The organism is Jeotgalicoccus nanhaiensis (assembly GCF_015235105.1).
In the GTDB taxonomy this organism is placed as follows: domain Bacteria; phylum Bacillota; class Bacilli; order Staphylococcales; family Salinicoccaceae; genus Jeotgalicoccus; species Jeotgalicoccus nanhaiensis.
In genome coordinates this window covers 64,669-83,428 of sequence record NZ_JADGLW010000003.1, presented here as the reverse complement: position 1 = coordinate 83,428, position 18,760 = coordinate 64,669, and the positions used below count along the sequence as shown (strand labels likewise).

At 41.5% G+C, this 18,760-nt stretch carries 18 protein-coding genes, 1 tRNA gene and 1 pseudogene; 11 read left to right on the top strand and 9 right to left on the bottom strand.

The genetic code is table 11. The annotated features are described in order from the left end of the window. Nucleotides 1–280: 280 nt before the first annotated feature. The 7 genes from IR135_RS04965 (at nucleotide 281) to IR135_RS04935 (ending at nucleotide 7,088) form a co-directional block, all read left to right on the top strand. On the top strand, nucleotides 281–1,093 hold the full coding sequence (locus IR135_RS04965) for a gluconate 2-dehydrogenase subunit 3 family protein (protein WP_135097267.1): 813 nt from the start codon (nucleotides 281–283) through the stop codon (nucleotides 1,091–1,093). Next, nucleotides 1,093–2,847: a GMC family oxidoreductase gene (locus tag IR135_RS04960; RefSeq protein WP_135097265.1), complete on the top strand. Its 1,755-nt coding sequence runs from the start codon at nucleotides 1,093–1,095 to the stop codon at nucleotides 2,845–2,847. Before IR135_RS04965 ends, IR135_RS04960 begins: the two co-directional genes overlap by 1 nt. Before the next feature lie 94 nt (nucleotides 2,848–2,941). Further along, on the top strand, nucleotides 2,942–3,970 hold the full coding sequence (locus tag IR135_RS04955; protein WP_115885600.1) for a M42 family metallopeptidase: 1,029 nt from the start codon (nucleotides 2,942–2,944) through the stop codon (nucleotides 3,968–3,970). Between the two features lie 52 nt (nucleotides 3,971–4,022). After that, nucleotides 4,023–4,406, top strand: a complete 384-nt coding sequence (locus tag IR135_RS04950; protein WP_135097263.1) for a hypothetical protein — start codon at nucleotides 4,023–4,025, stop codon at nucleotides 4,404–4,406. A 259-nt stretch (nucleotides 4,407–4,665) separates the two neighbouring features. Continuing rightward, entirely contained in the window at nucleotides 4,666–5,304 is a 639-nt protein-coding gene (locus IR135_RS04945) for a pentapeptide repeat-containing protein (protein ID WP_135097261.1), read from the top strand. A gap of 32 nt (nucleotides 5,305–5,336) precedes the next feature. Beyond that, nucleotides 5,337–6,047 carry a DUF998 domain-containing protein gene (locus tag IR135_RS04940; protein ID WP_135097259.1) on the top strand — a complete coding sequence of 237 codons (711 nt, stop codon included), beginning with the start codon at nucleotides 5,337–5,339 and terminating at the stop codon, nucleotides 6,045–6,047. Nucleotides 6,048–6,080: 33 nt separating this feature from the next. Beyond that, a complete protein-coding gene (locus IR135_RS04935; RefSeq protein ID WP_135097257.1) occupies nucleotides 6,081–7,088 on the top strand; it encodes a WD40/YVTN/BNR-like repeat-containing protein in 1,008 nt (335 codons plus the stop codon). Nucleotides 7,089–7,142: 54 nt separating this feature from the next. Here IR135_RS04935 and IR135_RS04930 read toward each other — a convergent pair. Next, nucleotides 7,143–7,215, bottom strand: a tRNA-Ala gene (locus IR135_RS04930). Between the two features lie 213 nt (nucleotides 7,216–7,428). On the opposite strand from IR135_RS04930, the gene IR135_RS04925 reads away from it, so the two are divergent. Next, nucleotides 7,429–9,039 carry a M20/M25/M40 family metallo-hydrolase gene (locus IR135_RS04925; protein ID WP_135097255.1) on the top strand — a complete coding sequence of 537 codons (1,611 nt, stop codon included), beginning with the start codon at nucleotides 7,429–7,431 and terminating at the stop codon, nucleotides 9,037–9,039. 92 nt (nucleotides 9,040–9,131) lie between these two features. Next, nucleotides 9,132–9,557, top strand: coding sequence for an OsmC family protein (locus IR135_RS04920; RefSeq protein ID WP_135097253.1), 426 nt, complete (start codon nucleotides 9,132–9,134; stop codon nucleotides 9,555–9,557). Nucleotides 9,558–9,720: 163 nt separating this feature from the next. Here the strand turns inward: IR135_RS04920 and IR135_RS04915 are convergent, their stop codons facing one another. Together IR135_RS04915 and IR135_RS04910 are read right to left on the bottom strand one after the other, a co-directional pair. Continuing rightward, on the bottom strand, nucleotides 9,721–10,716 hold the full coding sequence (locus tag IR135_RS04915; RefSeq protein WP_135097251.1) for an acryloyl-CoA reductase: 996 nt from the start codon (nucleotides 10,714–10,716) through the stop codon (nucleotides 9,721–9,723). 67 nt (nucleotides 10,717–10,783) lie between these two features. After that, on the bottom strand, nucleotides 10,784–11,596 hold the full coding sequence (locus IR135_RS04910) for a hypothetical protein (RefSeq protein WP_135097249.1): 813 nt from the start codon (nucleotides 11,594–11,596) through the stop codon (nucleotides 10,784–10,786). Nucleotides 11,597–11,753: 157 nt separating this feature from the next. On the opposite strand from IR135_RS04910, the gene IR135_RS04905 reads away from it, so the two are divergent. Next, nucleotides 11,754–12,896: a glycerate kinase gene (locus IR135_RS04905; protein ID WP_135097247.1), complete on the top strand. Its 1,143-nt coding sequence runs from the start codon at nucleotides 11,754–11,756 to the stop codon at nucleotides 12,894–12,896. On the opposite strand, the gene IR135_RS04900 is transcribed toward IR135_RS04905, so the two are convergent. Then, nucleotides 12,893–13,657, bottom strand: a complete 765-nt coding sequence (locus IR135_RS04900; RefSeq protein ID WP_135097245.1) for a sulfite exporter TauE/SafE family protein — start codon at nucleotides 13,655–13,657, stop codon at nucleotides 12,893–12,895. The two genes, IR135_RS04905 and IR135_RS04900, sit on opposite strands and share 4 nt — an antisense overlap. 117 nt (nucleotides 13,658–13,774) lie before the next feature. On the opposite strand from IR135_RS04900, the gene IR135_RS04895 reads away from it, so the two are divergent. Further along, on the top strand, nucleotides 13,775–14,323 hold the full coding sequence (locus IR135_RS04895) for a superoxide dismutase family protein (protein WP_194194249.1): 549 nt from the start codon (nucleotides 13,775–13,777) through the stop codon (nucleotides 14,321–14,323). Nucleotides 14,324–14,989: 666 nt separating this feature from the next. Here the strand turns inward: IR135_RS04895 and IR135_RS04890 are convergent. The 5 genes and pseudogenes from IR135_RS04890 to codB all read right to left on the bottom strand — a co-directional run. Then, entirely contained in the window at nucleotides 14,990–15,637 is a 648-nt protein-coding gene (locus IR135_RS04890; protein ID WP_135097243.1) for a DsbA family oxidoreductase, read from the bottom strand. Continuing rightward, nucleotides 15,637–15,792, bottom strand: a complete 156-nt coding sequence (locus IR135_RS04885) for a hypothetical protein (protein ID WP_167753364.1) — start codon at nucleotides 15,790–15,792, stop codon at nucleotides 15,637–15,639. Before IR135_RS04885 ends, IR135_RS04890 begins: the two co-directional genes overlap by 1 nt. A gap of 85 nt (nucleotides 15,793–15,877) precedes the next feature. Then, on the bottom strand, nucleotides 15,878–16,114 hold the full coding sequence (locus IR135_RS04880) for a glutaredoxin family protein (protein ID WP_135097239.1): 237 nt from the start codon (nucleotides 16,112–16,114) through the stop codon (nucleotides 15,878–15,880). A 104-nt stretch (nucleotides 16,115–16,218) separates the two neighbouring features. After that, nucleotides 16,219–17,481 carry a cytosine deaminase gene (locus IR135_RS04875; protein ID WP_135097237.1) on the bottom strand — a complete coding sequence of 421 codons (1,263 nt, stop codon included), beginning with the start codon at nucleotides 17,479–17,481 and terminating at the stop codon, nucleotides 16,219–16,221. Then, a pseudogene (codB, locus tag IR135_RS04870) lies at nucleotides 17,471–18,688 on the bottom strand (cytosine permease); the annotation flags it as partial. The pseudogene codB and the gene IR135_RS04875, both read right to left, overlap by 11 nt. Nucleotides 18,689–18,760 lie beyond the last annotated feature (72 nt).

Here is an 18,760-nt window from a genome sequence, read left to right as displayed (position 1 = left end):
TCGATGAAGCAACCTAATAATTCATCGTTATCTTATCATAAAGTATTTCCAGCTGATAATATCTGTTGGAAATACAATAAATATATGTATATAAAAGTCTGATTTACGGGGTATGTACTCTGTATAACAGACTTTTTTGTATGAATAAATGATATATTTATATATGCACATAGTGTGGTTTATAGCTTATTTAGTAATTTTGACAACTTTGTGAATGCGTATTAAACTTGCTATGACATTACGTTATGTTTTAATCAAAGAAAAGAGGGGGATAATTTCCATGGTCAAACATACATCAGGTAATAATGAACAAAATGAAAAACAATTTTCACGCCGTGACTTCCTGAAGACGACAGGTGTGGCAGCCGGCGGTATTGCCGGAGGTGCACTTTTAGGCGGTTTAACAGGTTTCCAATTCGGTTCTGATCAGCAATCTGAAACAGCGGAAACGGATACCGGCGGAGACACTGCATCGGGCGGCGAAGGCGGCGCTGATGCACCTGAATTCGCAGCACGTACTTTCATCAGCAGGCAGGAGGATTTTGCAGCTCTTGCAGCAGCAACAGAGCGGATTTATCCGGAAGATGATAATGGGCCAGGTGCTATTGAACTCGGTGTTCCTTATTTCATCGACAGACAACTTTACGGTACATGGGGAACGAATGGAACGGATTACCGCATGGGACCTTTCGAGCCAATGGCATCCGATACACACGGCCGTCAGGAGAAACTAACCCGTGGTGAAATGTTCATACTCGGAATCAGACGTTTAAGAGAATATGCAGTTGAAGAACACGACGAAGAGTTTGTGAAGCTGGATGGAGATACACAGGATGAAGTTCTGAAGGCATTCGAATCAGGAGATGTCGAAATTCCAGGCATGCGTGCGGAAGCATTCTTTTCCCTCCTTAGAAACACAACGATTGAAGGCGTCTATGCCGACCCTGTATACGGCGGCAATAAAAACATGGAAGGCTGGAAGATGATTCAGTATCCGGGACCGCGTATGGGCTGGATGGATAAGATTACTTCTGAGGAGTTCGTAGAACTGGAGCCTGAAAGTCTGAGAGCATATCAAGGAGGCGGAATGTAATGGCCAAAAAACTCGAAAAAGTTGAAGCTGTTGTTGTCGGCATGGGCTGGGCTGGCGGTATAGTCAGTGCAGAACTTGCCAAAGCAGGTAAAAAAGTAGTAGGCCTTGAAAAAGGTAATCACGCAACGAGAAGTGACTATATCGGTGTAAAAGACGAACTGCGGTTCGATAACCGTTATGAAATCATGCAGCCATTACGAGGTGATACGGTAACATCACGAAATGAAATTGATGAAACTGCCCTGCCGGTCAGAACGATGGCAGATAACCAGCTGGGTGCAGATCTCGGCGGTGCGAGTGTACACTGGGCAGGAGCGTCTTACCGTTATTGGCCATATGAATTTGAAATTCGCAGCCAGACAATCGACCGTTATGGAGAAGATAAGATACCAGAGGATATGAACCTTCAGGACTGGGGAATTACCTATGAAGAACTGGAACCTTATTATGAGAAATGGGAAGATACGGCAGGAATTTCAGGTGAGCAGGATCCGCTGGCACCTGAACGAAATAAACCGTGGCCAAACCCTCCTTTAAATGAAACACCGTCTCTAAAAATTTTCAAAGATGCTGCGACGAATCTTGGTTTGCATCCATTCCAGATTGCAGCAGGGAACATGTCGCAAAACTATGAAAACCCGGATGGAGAAAAGTTAAATGCATGCATGTACTGCTCATTCTGTACGAGAGCAGGGTGTGACTTTGATGCGAAATCAGACCCTCTTGCTACGGTTATTCCAACAGCGATGAGACACGACAACTTTGAACTTCGCACACGTGCAAACGTGCGCCGTGTTCTTTATGATAAAGATACTAAAAAAGCTACAGGCGTCATGTATGTTGATGAAACAACAGGAGAAGAATATGAGCAGCCTGCCGACGTTGTTGCGTTGTGTGCGTTTGCATTTACAAATAACAGACTGTTAATGCTCTCCGATATCGGTGAACAGTACGATCCAAAAACACGCAAAGGGTTGATTGGACGCAACTTTAACGGACAGCACAACTCTGCTTTTCACGGGGTGAGAGGTTTCTTTGAAAATAAGAAGTTCAATCTTTATATGGGAGCAGGGGCATTAGGTGCTGCAGTAAATGACTACGCGGCAGATAACTTTGACCATTCAGATCTCGACTTTATCGGCGGCGGAGCAATTGAACTGAGACAATATGGTTTCGGAGCGATTTCAAGCAGTAATAACTACACGAGAGAAGTATCAAACTGGGGTGCGGATTATAAGGCGGAATCACTGAAATATGCCTACAGTGCGCTTCAGATATGGTATACCAGCATCGCGATGTCGTACTGGCACAACTACCTGGATCTTGATCCGACGTATAAGGATGAGTATGGAGATCCGTTGCTGCGTGTTACTTATAAATTTGGTTCAAATGAACGTCCAATCGCACAATTCGGTGTAGACAGATGCCATGAAATCATGGAAGAAATGGGCGCTGACATCATTGAAGATGATGAAATCGCAGAAGAATTTGACCATGTATTTTCAGGCGGACACTATACAGGCGGTGTGGTAATGGGAGACGATCCGGAAACATCTGCTGTAAATAACTACCTGCAGATGTGGGATGTTGATAACTTGTTTGTCGTCGGCGGTTCAGCCTTCCCGCAATTTGGCGGACACCACCCGACACCGACAATCGGTGCACTCGCTTACAGAGCAGCTGAAGGTGTTGAGCGCTTCCTCGACGAGGGCGGCCAGCTTGCAACGGCTAAAAGCAAAACAATGAAAGCATAAAATTCGAAGACTTCCTGACTGCATAGCCGGGGAGTTTTTTTCTGCTGTAATGTATAATTGAGGCAAATACTTAAACACAAAGGGGATTTACAATATGTTTAAAAGAGACGGTACAATTTCATTCCTGACAAAGCTTTTATCAATTAACAGTCCGACAGGCTACACGACTAATGCGGTCAGCTTTTTACGGGAAACAATTGAAGACATCGGCTACGAGACACTTACGACACCGAAGGGGAACCTGATTGTTCAGGTAGACGGTGAAAATACTGAAGTCACTAGAGGTTTGAGCGCCCACGTGGATACTTTAGGTCTGATGGTCCGTTCAATTAACTCAGACGGCACTTTGTCACTGACTAAACTTGGCGGCCCTTTAACACCGACACTGGACGGGGAATACTGCGACATTATTACGCGCGATGACAAGGTATATACAGGCACGATTCTGTCTAAATCACCGTCAATTCATGTATTTAAAGACGCGGCTACAAAAGAGCGGGATATCGATAACCTCATTGTAAAATTAGATGAACGTGTTGAAAGCAAAGAAGACGTGCAGAATATCGGCATTCAGAATGGTGATATTATCGCTTATGATCCGAAAGTCGTCGTTACGGATTCAGGCTTTATAAAATCGCGTTTCTTAGACGATAAAGCATCAGTTGCAATTTTAGTCAGTATTTTAAAAATGATGAAGCAGGAAAATGTAACGCCGTCGACAAATCTGAAATTTATCTTCTCGACTTACGAAGAAGTGGGTCACGGTGCTGCATGGATTCCAGAAGATATTACAGAACTGCTGGCAGTGGATATGGGGTGCATCGGACTTGATCTTGAATGTACGGAATATGACGTGTCGATTTGCGCGAAAGACTCGTCAGGCCCATATGATTACGATATGACGACTAAACTGATTAATTATGCAAAAGATAAAGAATTGAGTTATGCCGTGGACATCTATCCGATGTACGGCAGCGACGCATCAGCAGCTATGAGCGGCGGTGCGAACATTAAAGCTGCGCTGATTGGGCCAGGAGTGGCAAGCAGCCACGGCATGGAACGTACGCATACCGATGCGTTGGAAAATACTTTCGAGCTGATAAGAGAATATATTCAGAATTAACGATATTGAAGGAAGGATTGAATCTTTAAATAATTACTAAGGTGTTGTTAGTGTGTCAAAAAGTACATTTATAACAATAATACTGTCCAGTTCAGTGTTTATATTGATTGTTACAGATTTTTATCATAGAATTCCGTGGTATATCCAATTTGGACCAATAATACTGGCATTCATGATTATTTTTATCGGTGCTATTTTTGAGAAGAAAACAGACAAATCCGAAACAAAAGACACTGCTGAAGATAAGCAAACGTCTAGAAAGCAGTGGCTGCTTTCAATGATTACTGTTTGGCTGGCAATCATAGCGATGAATATTTTTGTTGGAGAACCGGACATGAAAGCATTTAATATTCGACAAGCAGAATTTTGGCTATTTTTGGTTGGATTGCCGCTGCTATCACAATTTAACTTTAAGAAAAGTACAGACGGGACTTAAAAATCTCTAACCAGTTTTCTCAATGAGGAAGCTGGTTTTTCTTGCGCTGAAGCGGACCTTAGCATTTATCATCTGAACATAGAGTAAAGAATAACATTAACCAGATGTGGATTGGAGTACAACGCCGTTGTATAAACTGGACAAGTGAGACCCAGCTTTAAAAATAAATAGAATGCTTTCAGAAGGACCATAACGCTTAATGTGTTATGGTTTTTTATAATGAGGGTATAAATGAAAATATGAAGAGTGAGGAAGAAAAATGAAGTTAAAACCATTGAAAATAGCAGGCGAATTAGAAATCGTTTCTTATGAAGCAATTGTGAATGATGAGGATCAGATATTTGATGGTATTGAAATTAACGATGCTGAATTTCTTGATACTGACCTTAGAAGATTAATCTCATATAACTCCGTAATTAAGAATAGTAATTTATCGAATAATGAATTTGATAATGCAGATTTAACTGATACAAGATTTGTTAACTGTGACTTTTCAAATACAGTATTTAGCGGTGCTTCTGTCCATAATGTTGAATTTGTTAACTGCAAAATGATTGGCGTCAGTTTCGATGAATCCAGAATTAAAAACGTTAAGTTTTCTGAATCACTGTTAAACTTATCGGGAATAAGCGAATCTAAACTTGAGAATGTGCTGTTTGAAAATGCGAGAATGGTTACAGCAGATTTCTTTAATAATAAATTTAAAAATATCGGTTTCGACAATTGTGATTTGTCAGAAGCCAGATTTGTTGATACGCCGCTTAAAGGTATTGATATCAGTTCATCTCATTTTGAATCATTAAGTATTAAACGCGAAGATTTGGAAGGATGCATCGTTTCGAGTGTGCAGGCGATTCAGATGGCAGCATTGATGGGACTGGTAGTGAAAGATGATTAAATAGAACTTGCAGCAGGTGCAGGGGGGAAGTCATGTCTTATATATTAATGGGCATCTTAACCGTGAGTATGTTCATTGCGGCATTAGCATTAAAAGATAAATGTGAGGTTACAAAAATTATTGGTGCGCTGTCCTGGATTACATTAAGTTTATATTTTATCGTTGAACTTTTGGTCATTAGAGCAAGTACTGTACCGTATAATTTCTTAAAACAGCCGATGAGTGATTTAGGTGTAACTATATGTGGAATAGATACATATGAGCTCGCTGCTTATGAAATTTGTTCACCAGCTCACTTGACGATGAACTGGACGTTTACTTTAACCGGAATAGCAGTTTTTACCGGTGCAATTTTTCTTCATAAATTTTGGTCGGATAACAAGAAAACCAAAACAGCGACTGTGCTGCTCGTTATTTTCGGAGTCAGCTACAGTTTTTCAGGAATATTCCCCGCTGATATAAACTTTTTAGTCCACACATTTGCTTCATTGCCGGGAATGTTTGTTCAAATACCTGCTTTAATTATTATTGGATGGGCAATTAGAAGTACAATGCCGAAATTATCAAAATGGACTTATTTCTGTCTGATGCTTAATTTACTGAGTCTGCTGTTTATATTTTTACAACTTGTGTTTCCTGAGCTGCCGGGAGGCTTAATTCAGAGGGCACTTTATGCTTCAATCTGGCTGTGGATGGTTGTTACAGGAGTTATGCTGCTGAATAAATCAATTAAACGTAAATAGGTTTTATGTGAGATTAATTAAGGAGGAATATTAATGACTTCAATTTATTTTACTTCAGGATCTAAAATTTTCAGGGTTTCAGGCAGAGAGCAGGACTGGTCGATTAAAGAGATAGAAACAGGTTATGATGATGTGCGTGCAGTGGCTGCTGATGAATTGTCGGAGACGATTTACATCGGGACTTTCGATGACGGTTTGTTTCGGAGCCGGGATAACGGAGAGTCTTTTGAAGCGGTCGGAGAGGATGCATTACCGAAAAGAATCATGTCGCTTCATATTAGTCCTGTGTCTAAAAGACTGTACGTCGGAACCGAACCGAGCGAACTTCATTATTCAGCCGACGATGGTGAAACGTGGGCCGAAATGACTGCACTTCAGGATCTGCCGTCGAAATCCGAATGGAGTTTTCCGCCGCGTCCTGATACACATCACGTTAAAGATATAGCGAGCGGTATTATGGATGAATCATTTGTTCTGGCCGGCATTGAGCTTGGCGGTATTATGCGTTCAATTGATAATGGCGAATCATTTGAAGATCGTAAAGACGGCTCGCAGTTTGATGTGCATAATGTGATTATTCATCCTGATGATGATAATCTGCTGTATGAAGCAGGCGGAGGTGGTTATGCATGGAGTGACGATAAAGGAGAATCGTGGCAGACTGATAATGAAGGTCTCGGTGATTTTACGTATTTAGTGCATGTCGCAGCTGACCCGGGTGATAAAGACACTGTTCTTGTCTCCGGTGCAAGAGGACCGGCATCCGCTTATATGCCGGAAAGGGAAAAGACGGAAATGAAAATTTTCCGTAAACAAAAAGATGAACCGTGGCAGAAAGTCACAGAAGGGCTGCCGGACGGCAAAGGTACGATTGTGACTCACCTTTTAACATCATCTGATGTACCGAGTGTTTTTTACGGCGTTAATAATAAGGGTGTCTATCATTCAGTTGACCGCGGTAAAACCTGGATGAAAGTGCCGGTCGATTTCCCGGCAGAAGTCACAAAGAATAAAATTAACTCAGCCTGTCTGACTAATTAAACTGAACACAAAACAGCCGTCTCATATTAATATGAGACGGCTGTTTTAAGTAAGTGGAGCCAAGGGGGCTCGAACCCCTGACCTTTGCACTGCCAGCGCAACGCTCTCCCAGCTGAGCTATGGCCCCTTAAAATTGCATTATATACATTGTAGGCTATCTTCAGCTTTTACTCAATATAATTCCTGAATTTTATTATTCCATGGCATTTGTCAAAGAGTATACTATATATATTTTCAATATTAAGATATTTAATATAAAGTAGAAGGAAAGCATGAATAACAAAGTTTCCCGGGAAATATACCGGCTACGATTTTATTGTAAACAAAGGGAGTTATGCATATGGAACAGCAAGAATACTTATGGGAGTCACCAGCACAGCTTGAAGCGCTGCTTTATGAGTTAACGGAGTGGAGAAGTTTATCGGGAACAGAGGGAGAGATTGATTTCCCTTATAAGCTGACGGAGAAATTTAAAGAGCTGGATTATTTTAAATCCAACCCGGAAAACATTAAATTATTTGATGCGAAAAAAGACAGGAATGCATTCACAGCCCTATATAAGACAGATAAAAGCTCCGATACTGTCGTGCTGATCAGTCACTTTGATACAGTTGGTATTAAAGAATACGGTCAGCTGCAGGAACTCGCATTCAGTCCTGAAAAACTGACTCAGGCCTTTTATGACAATCCGGATTTCTTAACGCCGGATGCTAAAGAAGATTTATATACAAATGAATATATATTCGGACGCGGCACTATGGATATGAAAATGGGACTCGCGCTGCACATGCACTTAATTGAACAGGCAGTGCGTGAAGAATGGCCGGTCAATTTACTGCTTGTAACGGTGTCTGATGAAGAAGTCAGTTCTGCAGGCATGCTCAGTGCAGTGCCCGGTATTCTCGAAATATCCAAAGCACGCAAACTAAATATAAAATTGTTCTTAAACGGGGAACCATCATTTACACAAGAGCCGTATGATGAAAATCATTACATATACTCGGGTTCAATCGGTAAAATATTGCCGGCAGCACTGTTTTACGGTGTGCCGACTCATGCGGGTGAGCCGCTGAGCGGCATCACATCACATTTCATCGGTTCATATTTAACGAAAAAGATGGAATTCACGAATAAGTTTCAAGAAACTTTTGACGGTGAAACAACCCCGCTGCCGGTCTGCCTGCAGGCCAATGATTTAAAAGATAATTACGATGTGCAGACATCTCATCACAGCTACGCCTTATATAATGTGTTTACACTGTCTCAGACGGCAAAAGATGTCATGCTGACGTTTAAAGAGATTGCTGAAGATGCGATGCACGAGTGCAGGACAGACTATGAAAAAATATGTGAGGCCAATAATGTAAAAGCGCTGAACTGCATCAGGGTGCTGGAGTATCACGAAGTACTCGATTACTTTATCGATAAATACAGTAAAGATGAAGCAGATGAATTAATCCGGAAAGTGGTCGAAAGTAATGGTGCAGATGAGCGGAAGATTACCCTGCTGATTGCGGACCAGCTGATGGAGTATTGCCAGGAGCTGGCACCGGCAACAGTACTGATGTTTGCTCCGCCATATATGCCGGCAGTAAACTCTTCCGATGATGAATTAGTGAAAAAACTGATTGAAGCGGCTAAAAGTGAAATGCTGAGCAAATACAATTATGATGTAACGAGCAAACATTACTTCAACGGCATCTCAGATCTCAGTTATGTGAACTATAACCCCGAAGATAAGGGCTGGCAGTCATTTAAAAATAACGCGCCGCTATGGGGAGAAACATATTCAATACCTTTTGAAGCTATGCAGCAGCTGAGTGCGCCGGTGATGAATATCGGGCCGTACGGGAAGGACGCGCATAAGATGACCGAACGGCTGCATAAGAAAAATGCATTTGAAATGATGCCGGCAGTGCTCAGAAAAATTATAAATAAAGTTTTTAACTAATATCTTGATAATAAAGAGAGTAAAAAGAGGGTATATAGTCAGCAAGATTATTACGATATAAAATTAAACCCATCCTAAAGGAGGCAGTACCTATGGCTCATTTAAAAACCGTATGGAACGGCAGTACGAAAGGAACAGGTAAAATTACAGCTGATAAGATGGATACGCAGATTGCAATTCCGACAGTGTCAGGAGGAAGCGGAGAAGGTGCTAATCCGACTGAACTGCTGGCTGCTTCTGCTGCATCATGCTATGCAATGACACTGATTGCTTTGACTGCAGCACGAAATTTGCCGGTTAAAAATCTTACGATGGCAACGGATGCTGTTAACTCAAAAGATCAAGGGCTAAAAATTGTGCATTATCCCGAAGTGACCATGCCGGAAAATGCTACTGAAGAAGAGATTAAATTTGCAGAACGCGCATTTAATACAGCTGATATGGGATGTCATGTGGGTAATCTGCTTAAGAGGGCGGATGCTGAGATTAAAATCGAAGGTAAAATTATATTCGAGTAAAGAAAGAAAATCCTGAATGGATAACTCCATTCAGGATTTTTTTGTAAGCAGCGGCTGCCATTTTATAACTTTTTCAGCTGGCCCTGTATAACAGAAGCTTGTCCGTTATGGGCTGTGCTTTCATGTGTTTCTATTACAATTTCTTCTAAACTAGTTGCATAAACTAGCTGTTTTTTAAGTTAACAATCGTGCGGCCTCTGACTTTGCCGTCGATAATATCGTGAAGCACCTGCGGCAGTTCCTCGAGACTCACTTCGTTGACGACTTCTTTTGTATGAATGTCCAGTTTTAAATCATTCGCTAATCTGTCCCAGACTTTTTTACGTTTTTCCATAGGATAAAAAACGGAGTCCACTCCGAGCCAGTGAATGCCGCGTCCGATGAACGGGAGAACCGTTGTACGGACTTGAATGCCGCCGACAAGACCGAATGTTGCAAGTGCGCCTTCGGGTTTAAGGCTCTTAATAATATATTCTGTTGTCTTGCCGCCGACCGGGTCAATAGCGGCCTGATAGACAGGTTTTATAACCGGTTTGCTATCCTGGTTAATCACTTCATCACGATGAATGACTTTTGCTGCGCCGATTGATTTTAAATAGTCCACTTCATCCATACTGCCGGTGCTTGCAACAACATTGTAACCTGCTGAAGACAGCATATTAACGGATAAACTGCCTGTCCCGCCGGAAGCCCCGGCGACCAGAACATCACCGTTATCAGGATGCATGCCTGTCTGTTCGAGCTTTGTAATTGAAATACCAGCTGTTAAACCGGCTGTACCAAGTTCCATCGACTCTTTTAAAGTCATATCTTCAGGTAAGGGTACGACCCATTCGGCGGGAACACGTGCAATTTCAGAAAAACCGCCTGAAATTCCCGTGCCAATTTTGTAGCTCGTCGCGATGACAGCATCCCCTTTTTTAAACTTGTCATCCTTTGACTCAATAACTTCACCGGCAAGATCAATACCCGGGATAATCGGGAAATACTCCGCAATTTCACCTTTTGCCGCCACCATACCATCTTTATAATTGACGCTGGAATAGTGAACGTCGATTAAAACGTCACCTTCGGTTAAATCTTCTATTTCGAGCACCTTGATGCTCATCTCAGTACCTTCGTCAGTTTTATCAGCAACTAAAGCTTTGAAAGAATCCATTGTAAGCCTCCTAATTAATACTTTACTCATCTTTACCCTTAAGATGAGCATGTTAAATATCCGGGGATTATTTATACCATTTGAATTTATAAGCTTTTATAAGAAAAATAATTCCTGCGCCTATTGGAATAACAAAAGTTAAAGAAATAATTATATATATTGCAAATAAAGATTCAGAAAATCCATCGGTAGCTGAACTTAATTCAATGTACCCCCAAAAAACACTGAAAGTATAACATGATGAAATAGCGATTAAAATAACAATAAGAACGATTATTATTAGACGTAACCAACTTGGTGATTTAGTTCTAATGAGGTGGAAATCTTGTTGAATTATATTTTTAGTCACAGTTCTATAAATTAAAGTGCATTCCTTTATATCGACAGCTTTTTCATAGACTGTATCAAGGTTTTCTGGATTTTGATATTTGATAGTCACAATATTTTGTTCATATGCTTTACTAAGTAGTTTATATTCGTGTTCTCCGAGAGAATCTTCTAAAATTAGAAAAGTCTCTTCTTTGTAATTTGAAAAAAATATTAGAGAATAAAAAGCAAGTGCACTAGCTACTATAGAATAGAAAAATAAAAATGTAATGTAAGTTCTATTTTTATTTTCTAGCATCTCCCATTCTTGACTATATGTTTGAATAAGATCTGAGGATAAAGTGAAAAGTATGATTAATATAGATGAAAATACAAATAAGAAATATAAAGATGTCTTTAAGAACTTTTTAAAAGCTCTATTTGCTTTATTCAAATCTACATCATCGGAGTAGGAAATCTTAATAGTTTTATAAAAAAAAGTTACAATGAGTCCAATAACAGGTATAAATAAACTGAGTGTATTTAAGTTTGATACAATATCATCCAAAGTCATCGTATTAACTCCTTACAATTAGAATTGTATATAAATATAATCATAAATAGTAATGAGTTCAAATCAGAGCCGTAAGTTAATTATATTGGAGGATGAATACTCATTATAAATTAAGTTATTTAATGAAAATTACTATGTATAAATAGGAGAGAACCAGATGAAAGTCATCACAGGTATGGATTCATTTAAAGGCAGTTTATCTTCTGTCGGCGCGAATCAGGCGGTTGAAAAAGGTATAAAGCAGGTGTTTCCGGAGTCTGTTGTAAAATCATTTGCTATGGCTGACGGTGGAGAGGGGACTGTGGAGACTCTGGTCGACGGTATGAATGGGAGCCTAATTGAAGTGTCTGTCACAGGTCCGCTTGGCTCGTCGGTTGATGCGTCTTACGGCTTAATTAAAGATGAAAATCTCGCAATTATAGAAGTCGCATCAGCATGCGGGTTAACATTGTTGTCTAAAGATCAGTTGAATCCGCTTATAACTACAACTTACGGTGTCGGTGAATTAATCAATCATGCTTATTATAATGGTGCGAGAAAATTCATTATTGGTCTCGGCGGCAGTGCAACGAACGACGGGGGCGTCGGCATGCTTCAGGCGCTGGGTTACGAGTTCCGTGATAGTGAAGGTAAAGAGATTCACTTTGGCGGCGGTTTTTTATCTCAAATACATTCAATTAAACAGACCGCTGCAAGCCGCAAGTTTAAAGATTGTGAATTCAGAGTAGCTTGTGATGTTTCAAATATTTTATACGGCGAGCAGGGTGCATCATACATCTTTGGACCGCAAAAGGGTGCCAATAGTGAAATGCTGAAAGTGCTGGATGCGGGTTTAGTGCACTACGCTGACCTGACACAAAAAGAAATGAATATCGATATCGCTAATATTGAAGGCGGGGGTGCTGCAGGCGGACTCGGTGCTGCTTTTCATGGCTATTTAAACGGTCAGCTGGAATCCGGCGTTGAGTTAATTATGGATGTCCTCGGCATTGAAGAGGAGTTAAAAACAGCGGATTTGATTATTACAGGTGAAGGTCAGCTTGATGCTCAGACATCGATGGGAAAAGTGCCTGCAGGTCTCGCCGCTTTAGCGGAGAAGTATACGATTCCGATCATTGCGGTCGGCGGCAGTCTGACCGAAGATGCCTATAACTTAAATCATCATGGAATCGATGCGGTGTTTTCAATACAACGTTCGCCCATTTCTGTTGAAGCCGCTATGGAACATGAACGGACACGTATTAATATTGAAAAAACCGTTGAACAGATTATGAGAGTGTTGAACGTAAAAATATATTAGAAAAACAGCTCTATGAATACTTGTGCAATAAGGATAAGAAATATTAGCGGAAGAATCAGACGGACCCATTTCATATTCAATTTCGGCAGCAGCAGAATTCCAATATGGGAACCGATAATGGCACCGAGTGTCACTGGGATTGCTATATCCCACCGGACCAGACCTTGAATGTAGAACCAGATAAAACCTCCGAAACAGCTTGCAAAAATTATTACCCGGGAAAACTCAGCAGCTTTCTGATAGCCGTAACTGCGATGGAGATAATAGGTAATACTCATGGTCGCAGATCCCGGACCGAATCCACCGTCGTATATACTGATAAAAAAAGGAGCGACTAACTTTGTGCTCTTTGGCTGACGGGAAGGGGTCATTTCATCCATATATTTTCTGCTGATTACAACGATGAAAAAAGAAAAAACAAGCAGGATAGAGGCAATAATATTCATAGTATGTTCCGACAGCTGTGTAGCAAAAAAAGCACCGCATACACCGCCTGCAATACCTGTGATTATTTGTTTGGCAGTCATTTTTAAATCGAGACTCTTTCTGCGGTAAAAAGTCATCACATTGGTAAAGGCCGACAGACCCGTAGCAAATTTATTGGCGGCAATACTGAGATGAATCGGGATTCCAACGATAAGCATGGCGGGAATTGTCACTAAACCGGCAGCCCCGAACATGGAGCCGATAATCGAGGAACCGATACCGATGCTAAACAACAGCCAAAAATCAAAAGTTAAAACATATAAGATAGTCTCCATGAAAACATCTCCATATATTTGAGTATTTGAAATTTATCATATCACTCTTTGTTTTAGAATGAAGGTTTAAATGAGTTGAACAGGGGAACAGGTTTACAAAAAGCTGGAGGGATTATTATGAAGCGTTTGATGTACTTGCCAATGTTACTCGCGATTCTGGTACTCGCAGCATGCAGCGACGGTGAAGCGCCGACACAGGACCCATCGGAAGAAATTGAAGTCACCATGATAAACGGCGATGAAGAAGAGATAGGCACAGCAACTTTCTCTGAAGCGGATGATGGATTAACAATCGCACTGGAAGCTGAAGGACTTGAACCCGGAATGCACGGCATTCATATTCATAATGCCGGAATGTGTGAAGGACCTGACTTTGAAACGGCCGGAGATCACTATAATCCGACAGATGCAGCTCACGGCTTTGATCATGAAGACGGACCTCATGCAGGAGATTTAGAAAATATTGAAGTTGCAGAAGATGGTACGGTTTCAACGGAGATTAATGCTGAGAATGTCTCTATTTTAGATGAAAATCTGGATAATACTTTGCTGACAGAAGAAGGAACTGCATTAATCATTCACTCAGATGAAGATGATTACATGACACAGCCTTCAGGCGATGCGGGTACTCCGGTTGCTTGCGGTGTCATTTCAGAAGCTAAATAATTTTAAATGAAAAAAGGCCGGATAATCCTGAAGATGGATTATCCGGCCTTTCGTTAGGCTGAAGATAGTGTTGGGGTTGATATGATCGGGTCTCATGTGTATCCCAGGGAGCTGGGGTTGATATGATCGGGTCTCATGTGTATCCCAGGGAGCTGGGGTTGGTATGATCGAATCTCATGTGTATCCCAGGGAGCTGGGGTTGATATGATCGGGTCTCATGTGTATCCCAGGGAGCTGGGGTTGGTATGATTGGGTCTCATGTGTATCCCAGGGCTCTGGGGTTGATATGATCGGGTCTCATGTGTATCCCAGGGAGCTGGGGTTGGTATGATCGGGTCTTATGTGTATCCCAGGAAGCTGGGGTTGGTATGATCGAATCTCATGTGTATCCCAGGGCTCTGGGGTTGATATGATCGGGTCTCATGTGTATCCTAGGGAGCTGGGGTTGGTATGATTGGGTCTCATGTGTATCTCAGGGCTCTGGGGTTGGTATGATTGGGTCTCATGTGTGTCCCAGAGTTCTGGGGTTGGCATGATTGGGTCTCATGTGTATCCCAGGGCTCTGGGGTTGATATGATTGGGTCTCATGTGTATCCCAGGGAGCTGGGGTTGGTATGACAGACTCTCATACCAATCCAAACACTCTCACCCCCTAAAAATCATTCCTTATTCAGCGTCCTGTCCTTCATGGTAAATCTTCTCTAATGCTTCTTCGAATAATTCGACAGGCTGCGCGCCTGAGATAGAATATTTATCGTTTACCAGGAAGAATGGCACGCCCTGTACTCCTAATTGTGATGCCTGCGAGATGTCGACATTGACGTCCTGTTTATACTGGTCGCTGTTGATAGTACCGCGCACAGTATCACCGTCTAAACCGACTGATTCTGACAGACGGACGAGTGTTTCTTCATCATTCAGCACCTCGCCGTTTGTGAAGTGTGCATCGTAGAGTGCTTTAAAGAAGTCAGTTCCTTTGCCTTGTTCTTTAGCATACTGGAACACGCGGTGAGCGTCGAATGTATTCGTTAATTTAGCGATATCATAATTAATTTCAACGCCTGCTTTTTCACCTGTTTCTATTACTTGTGAAAACATGTCTTTAGCGCGTTCTTCAGGAATGCCTTTCATTTTAGCGAAAGTTTCTGCATACGTTTCACCTGGAGTATATTCAGCATCCGGCATCAGCTGGAAGCTCTTGTATTCAATTTCAACTTCGTCTTTATGTGCGAATGTCTTAAGAGCGTTATCTAAATTCGCCTGTCCGATAAAGCAGAATGGACATACGAAATCTGACCAGATTGTAATTTTCATTATTTTTTATCCTCTTTCTCTTCGTTGATTGGACCGCATACGCCGGTCTCGAAGTCACATACCATACCTGAAGTGCCAAAATCTAAAGTCTCAATTCCTTTAATTTCTTTTGGCTCTTCTTTTAAGATATTGTTCTCATTTTCTTTTACACTCATGATTAAAACTCCTTTCATGTAAAACGGATCTTTCACTGTCTTTAATTTTAACAGGGTGTATGAAATTACTCGATAAAACTGCCTGTTAGCCGTGTACCGCTTCAATGACTTTATCAGGGTTGAAGCCGGAAATAACTGTGCCCTTAATAATCGTCTGAGGTACTGTGAATTTACCTGTTTTCGCAATCAGTCTGACGGTCGAGACCGGATTGATATCGACTTTGATTTCTTTATATTCTATATCCATTGAATTTAAAAGATCTTTCGCCATGCCGCATACTGGACATGTCGCAGATGTGTAGATTACTGCTTTTTCAGTCATAATGTTTCCTCTTTCATTTTCCATTAGTTACTTAATTTTAACAGGATAGCTGTGCAATAACGAAAAAACTGCCTGCTGCAGAGCAGCGGCAGTGGAAAGCCTTATTATCTTTCAAAATCAATTTTCTCTTCTGTACCAAGGTTAATCATCGTTTCCGCAGGTTTTGTTCCCGCAATCAGTTTCCCGTTTCTGTATGAATGCGTCACAGCTGCCTGTTTGCGGATAACATCGAATTCATTATCTGCATTCAGCACGATAAAGTTTGCAGGTTTGCCTGCTTCTATACCATATTCATCTTCTATGTGCAGAGTTTTTGCACTGTTTTTTGTAACCAGATCAATTGAGTTGATAATTTCTTCGTAACCCATTAATTGTGCTGCATGAATGCCCATGTGAAGCACCTGCAGCATGTTTCCTGTGCCGAGCGGATACCATGGATCAAAGATATCATCGTGGCCAAAACAGATGTTCATGCCTGCTGCCTGGATTTCTTTCACTCTAGTTAATCCGCGGCGTTTTGGATACGTATCAAAACGGCCCTGAAGATGAATATTAATCAGCGGGTTAGATACAAAGTTGATATTGGACATTTTAAGCAGGCGGAACAATTTAGCTGTATACGCATCATTATAAGAGCCCATTGCTGTTGTATGACTCGCCGTCGTTTTCTTGCCGTAGCCGCGCTGATATGCTTCATTTGCGACAACTTCCACGAAGCGCGACTGCTCGTCATCGATTTCATCACAGTGAATATCGACCAGCTTGTCGTATTTTTCTGCTAAATCGAAGGCGATTTTCATCGATTCCACCCCGTACTCTCTGGTGAATTCGAAGTGGGGAATACCCCCGACTACATCGGCACCGAGTTTTACTGCTTCTTCCAGCAGTTCTTTGCCGTTCGGGTACGATAAAATTCCTTCTTGCGGAAAGGCAACCAGCTGAATGTTTACGAACTCTGCAAGTTCTTCTTTTACTTCAATCATTGCTTTTAAGGCGGTCAGTTCCGGATCAGTAACATCTACATGTGTACGGATGTGCTGAATACCCTGGGCAATCTGCCATTTAATTGCTTTTTTCGAGCGGGTTTTAACATCTTCGAGTGTTAATGATTCCTTGCGCTCGGACCATCTCTGAATACCCTCAAACAAGGTGCCGCTTAAGTTCCATTCCGGTTCACCGGCGGTCAGTGTTGTATCCAAGTGAATATGCGGTTCGATAAACGGCGGCAGTACAAGTGATCCGTTTACATCTAGAGTATTCTCGGTGTCTTTAACTTTATTTTGTGTAATATTTTTAAATTTTCCATTTTCAATTGTGATGTTCCATAATCCTGTCTTTCCTCTGAGTGAAGCATTTTTAATAATCACGTACAATCTCATCCTTTGTTTTTATTGGAGCTTTAACTGAAACTGTTTCTTTATATGTTGCAAGTTTCATACCTGCAACGTAAATGACACTGCTTCCAAGTAAAGCGTTAAGCGGAGGAATTCCCGGTGCGAAATTTGCTAAAGCAATACCTGCAATCCAGGCGAAGAGAGCAACGCGGTTTAACGATTTAAATTCTACTATACTGTATGCTGCATATTTTCCGCGTCTGACAATAAAGTAATCTGCGAGTATAATTGCACCGATTGACGGCAAGGCAGAACCCAGCAGTGTTAAGAATCCGACAAAGTTATTGTACAGCCACATCGCTGCGATGGTTCCTAATATACCATTGAATACGACGATATATTTTTTAGGGAGCTTGAAAATATTTGCAAAACCCAGACCTGACGCGTAAAGTGCGCTGTCGTTTGTCGTCCAGATATTTAAGCCGAGTACAATAATGGCCGGAATCATTAGCCCTTGGAGCAGCATCACTTCTGAAATATCAGCAATACCAAATGCCATAGCACCGACTGCGCCGAACAGGAACATCAGTGAGTTCCCTAAAAAGAAAGCGATTATGCTTGAGCTGACTGCAGATTTAGCTGATTTTGCAAAACGTGTGAAATCGGGAGTCAGTGTTCCGGCACTGATAAAGGATCCTACACAGATAGTCAGCGCGAGAGCAATACTGATTGACTGTGAAGGTTCATAAGCAAAGAGAGCTTCCATGCCGCCCATTGAATTGACAGCATCGGTCACAGAATAAGAACCAAATATTGCGATAGTCGGCACACTGATAAAACCGAGAAGCGCGAGAGCTTTTAAACCGAAAATTGACGAGATAGTCATCAGCGCACCGAAGACCCCGATTAACACAAATACGTTAATCCCTGTAGCAATCGACACAGGTACAGCAAACATAGCAAGACCGACACCAAACCAGCACACCTGGGTGGATGCGAGCAGAAAAGAAGTAATATAAGAGCCGTGCTTACCGAAAGCATAACGAGCAAGAAGATGAGTCGATAACCCGGTTTTAGCAGCGATATAAGCGAGCGCGCCTGTGTATAAACCGAGTATTAAATTACCGGCAAGAACAATCAGAATAAAGCTCGTAAAAGACAGCCCTTCACCTAATGTTCCGCCTGACCACATACTCGCTGAGAAAAAGCTCAGTGAAAGCATAACGGCTAAAATATTCCAATTATAAATACCCGTCTTTAATGTAATTAACCAAATTATAAAAGGTAATTGGAGCAGTACTTAATTTAAATG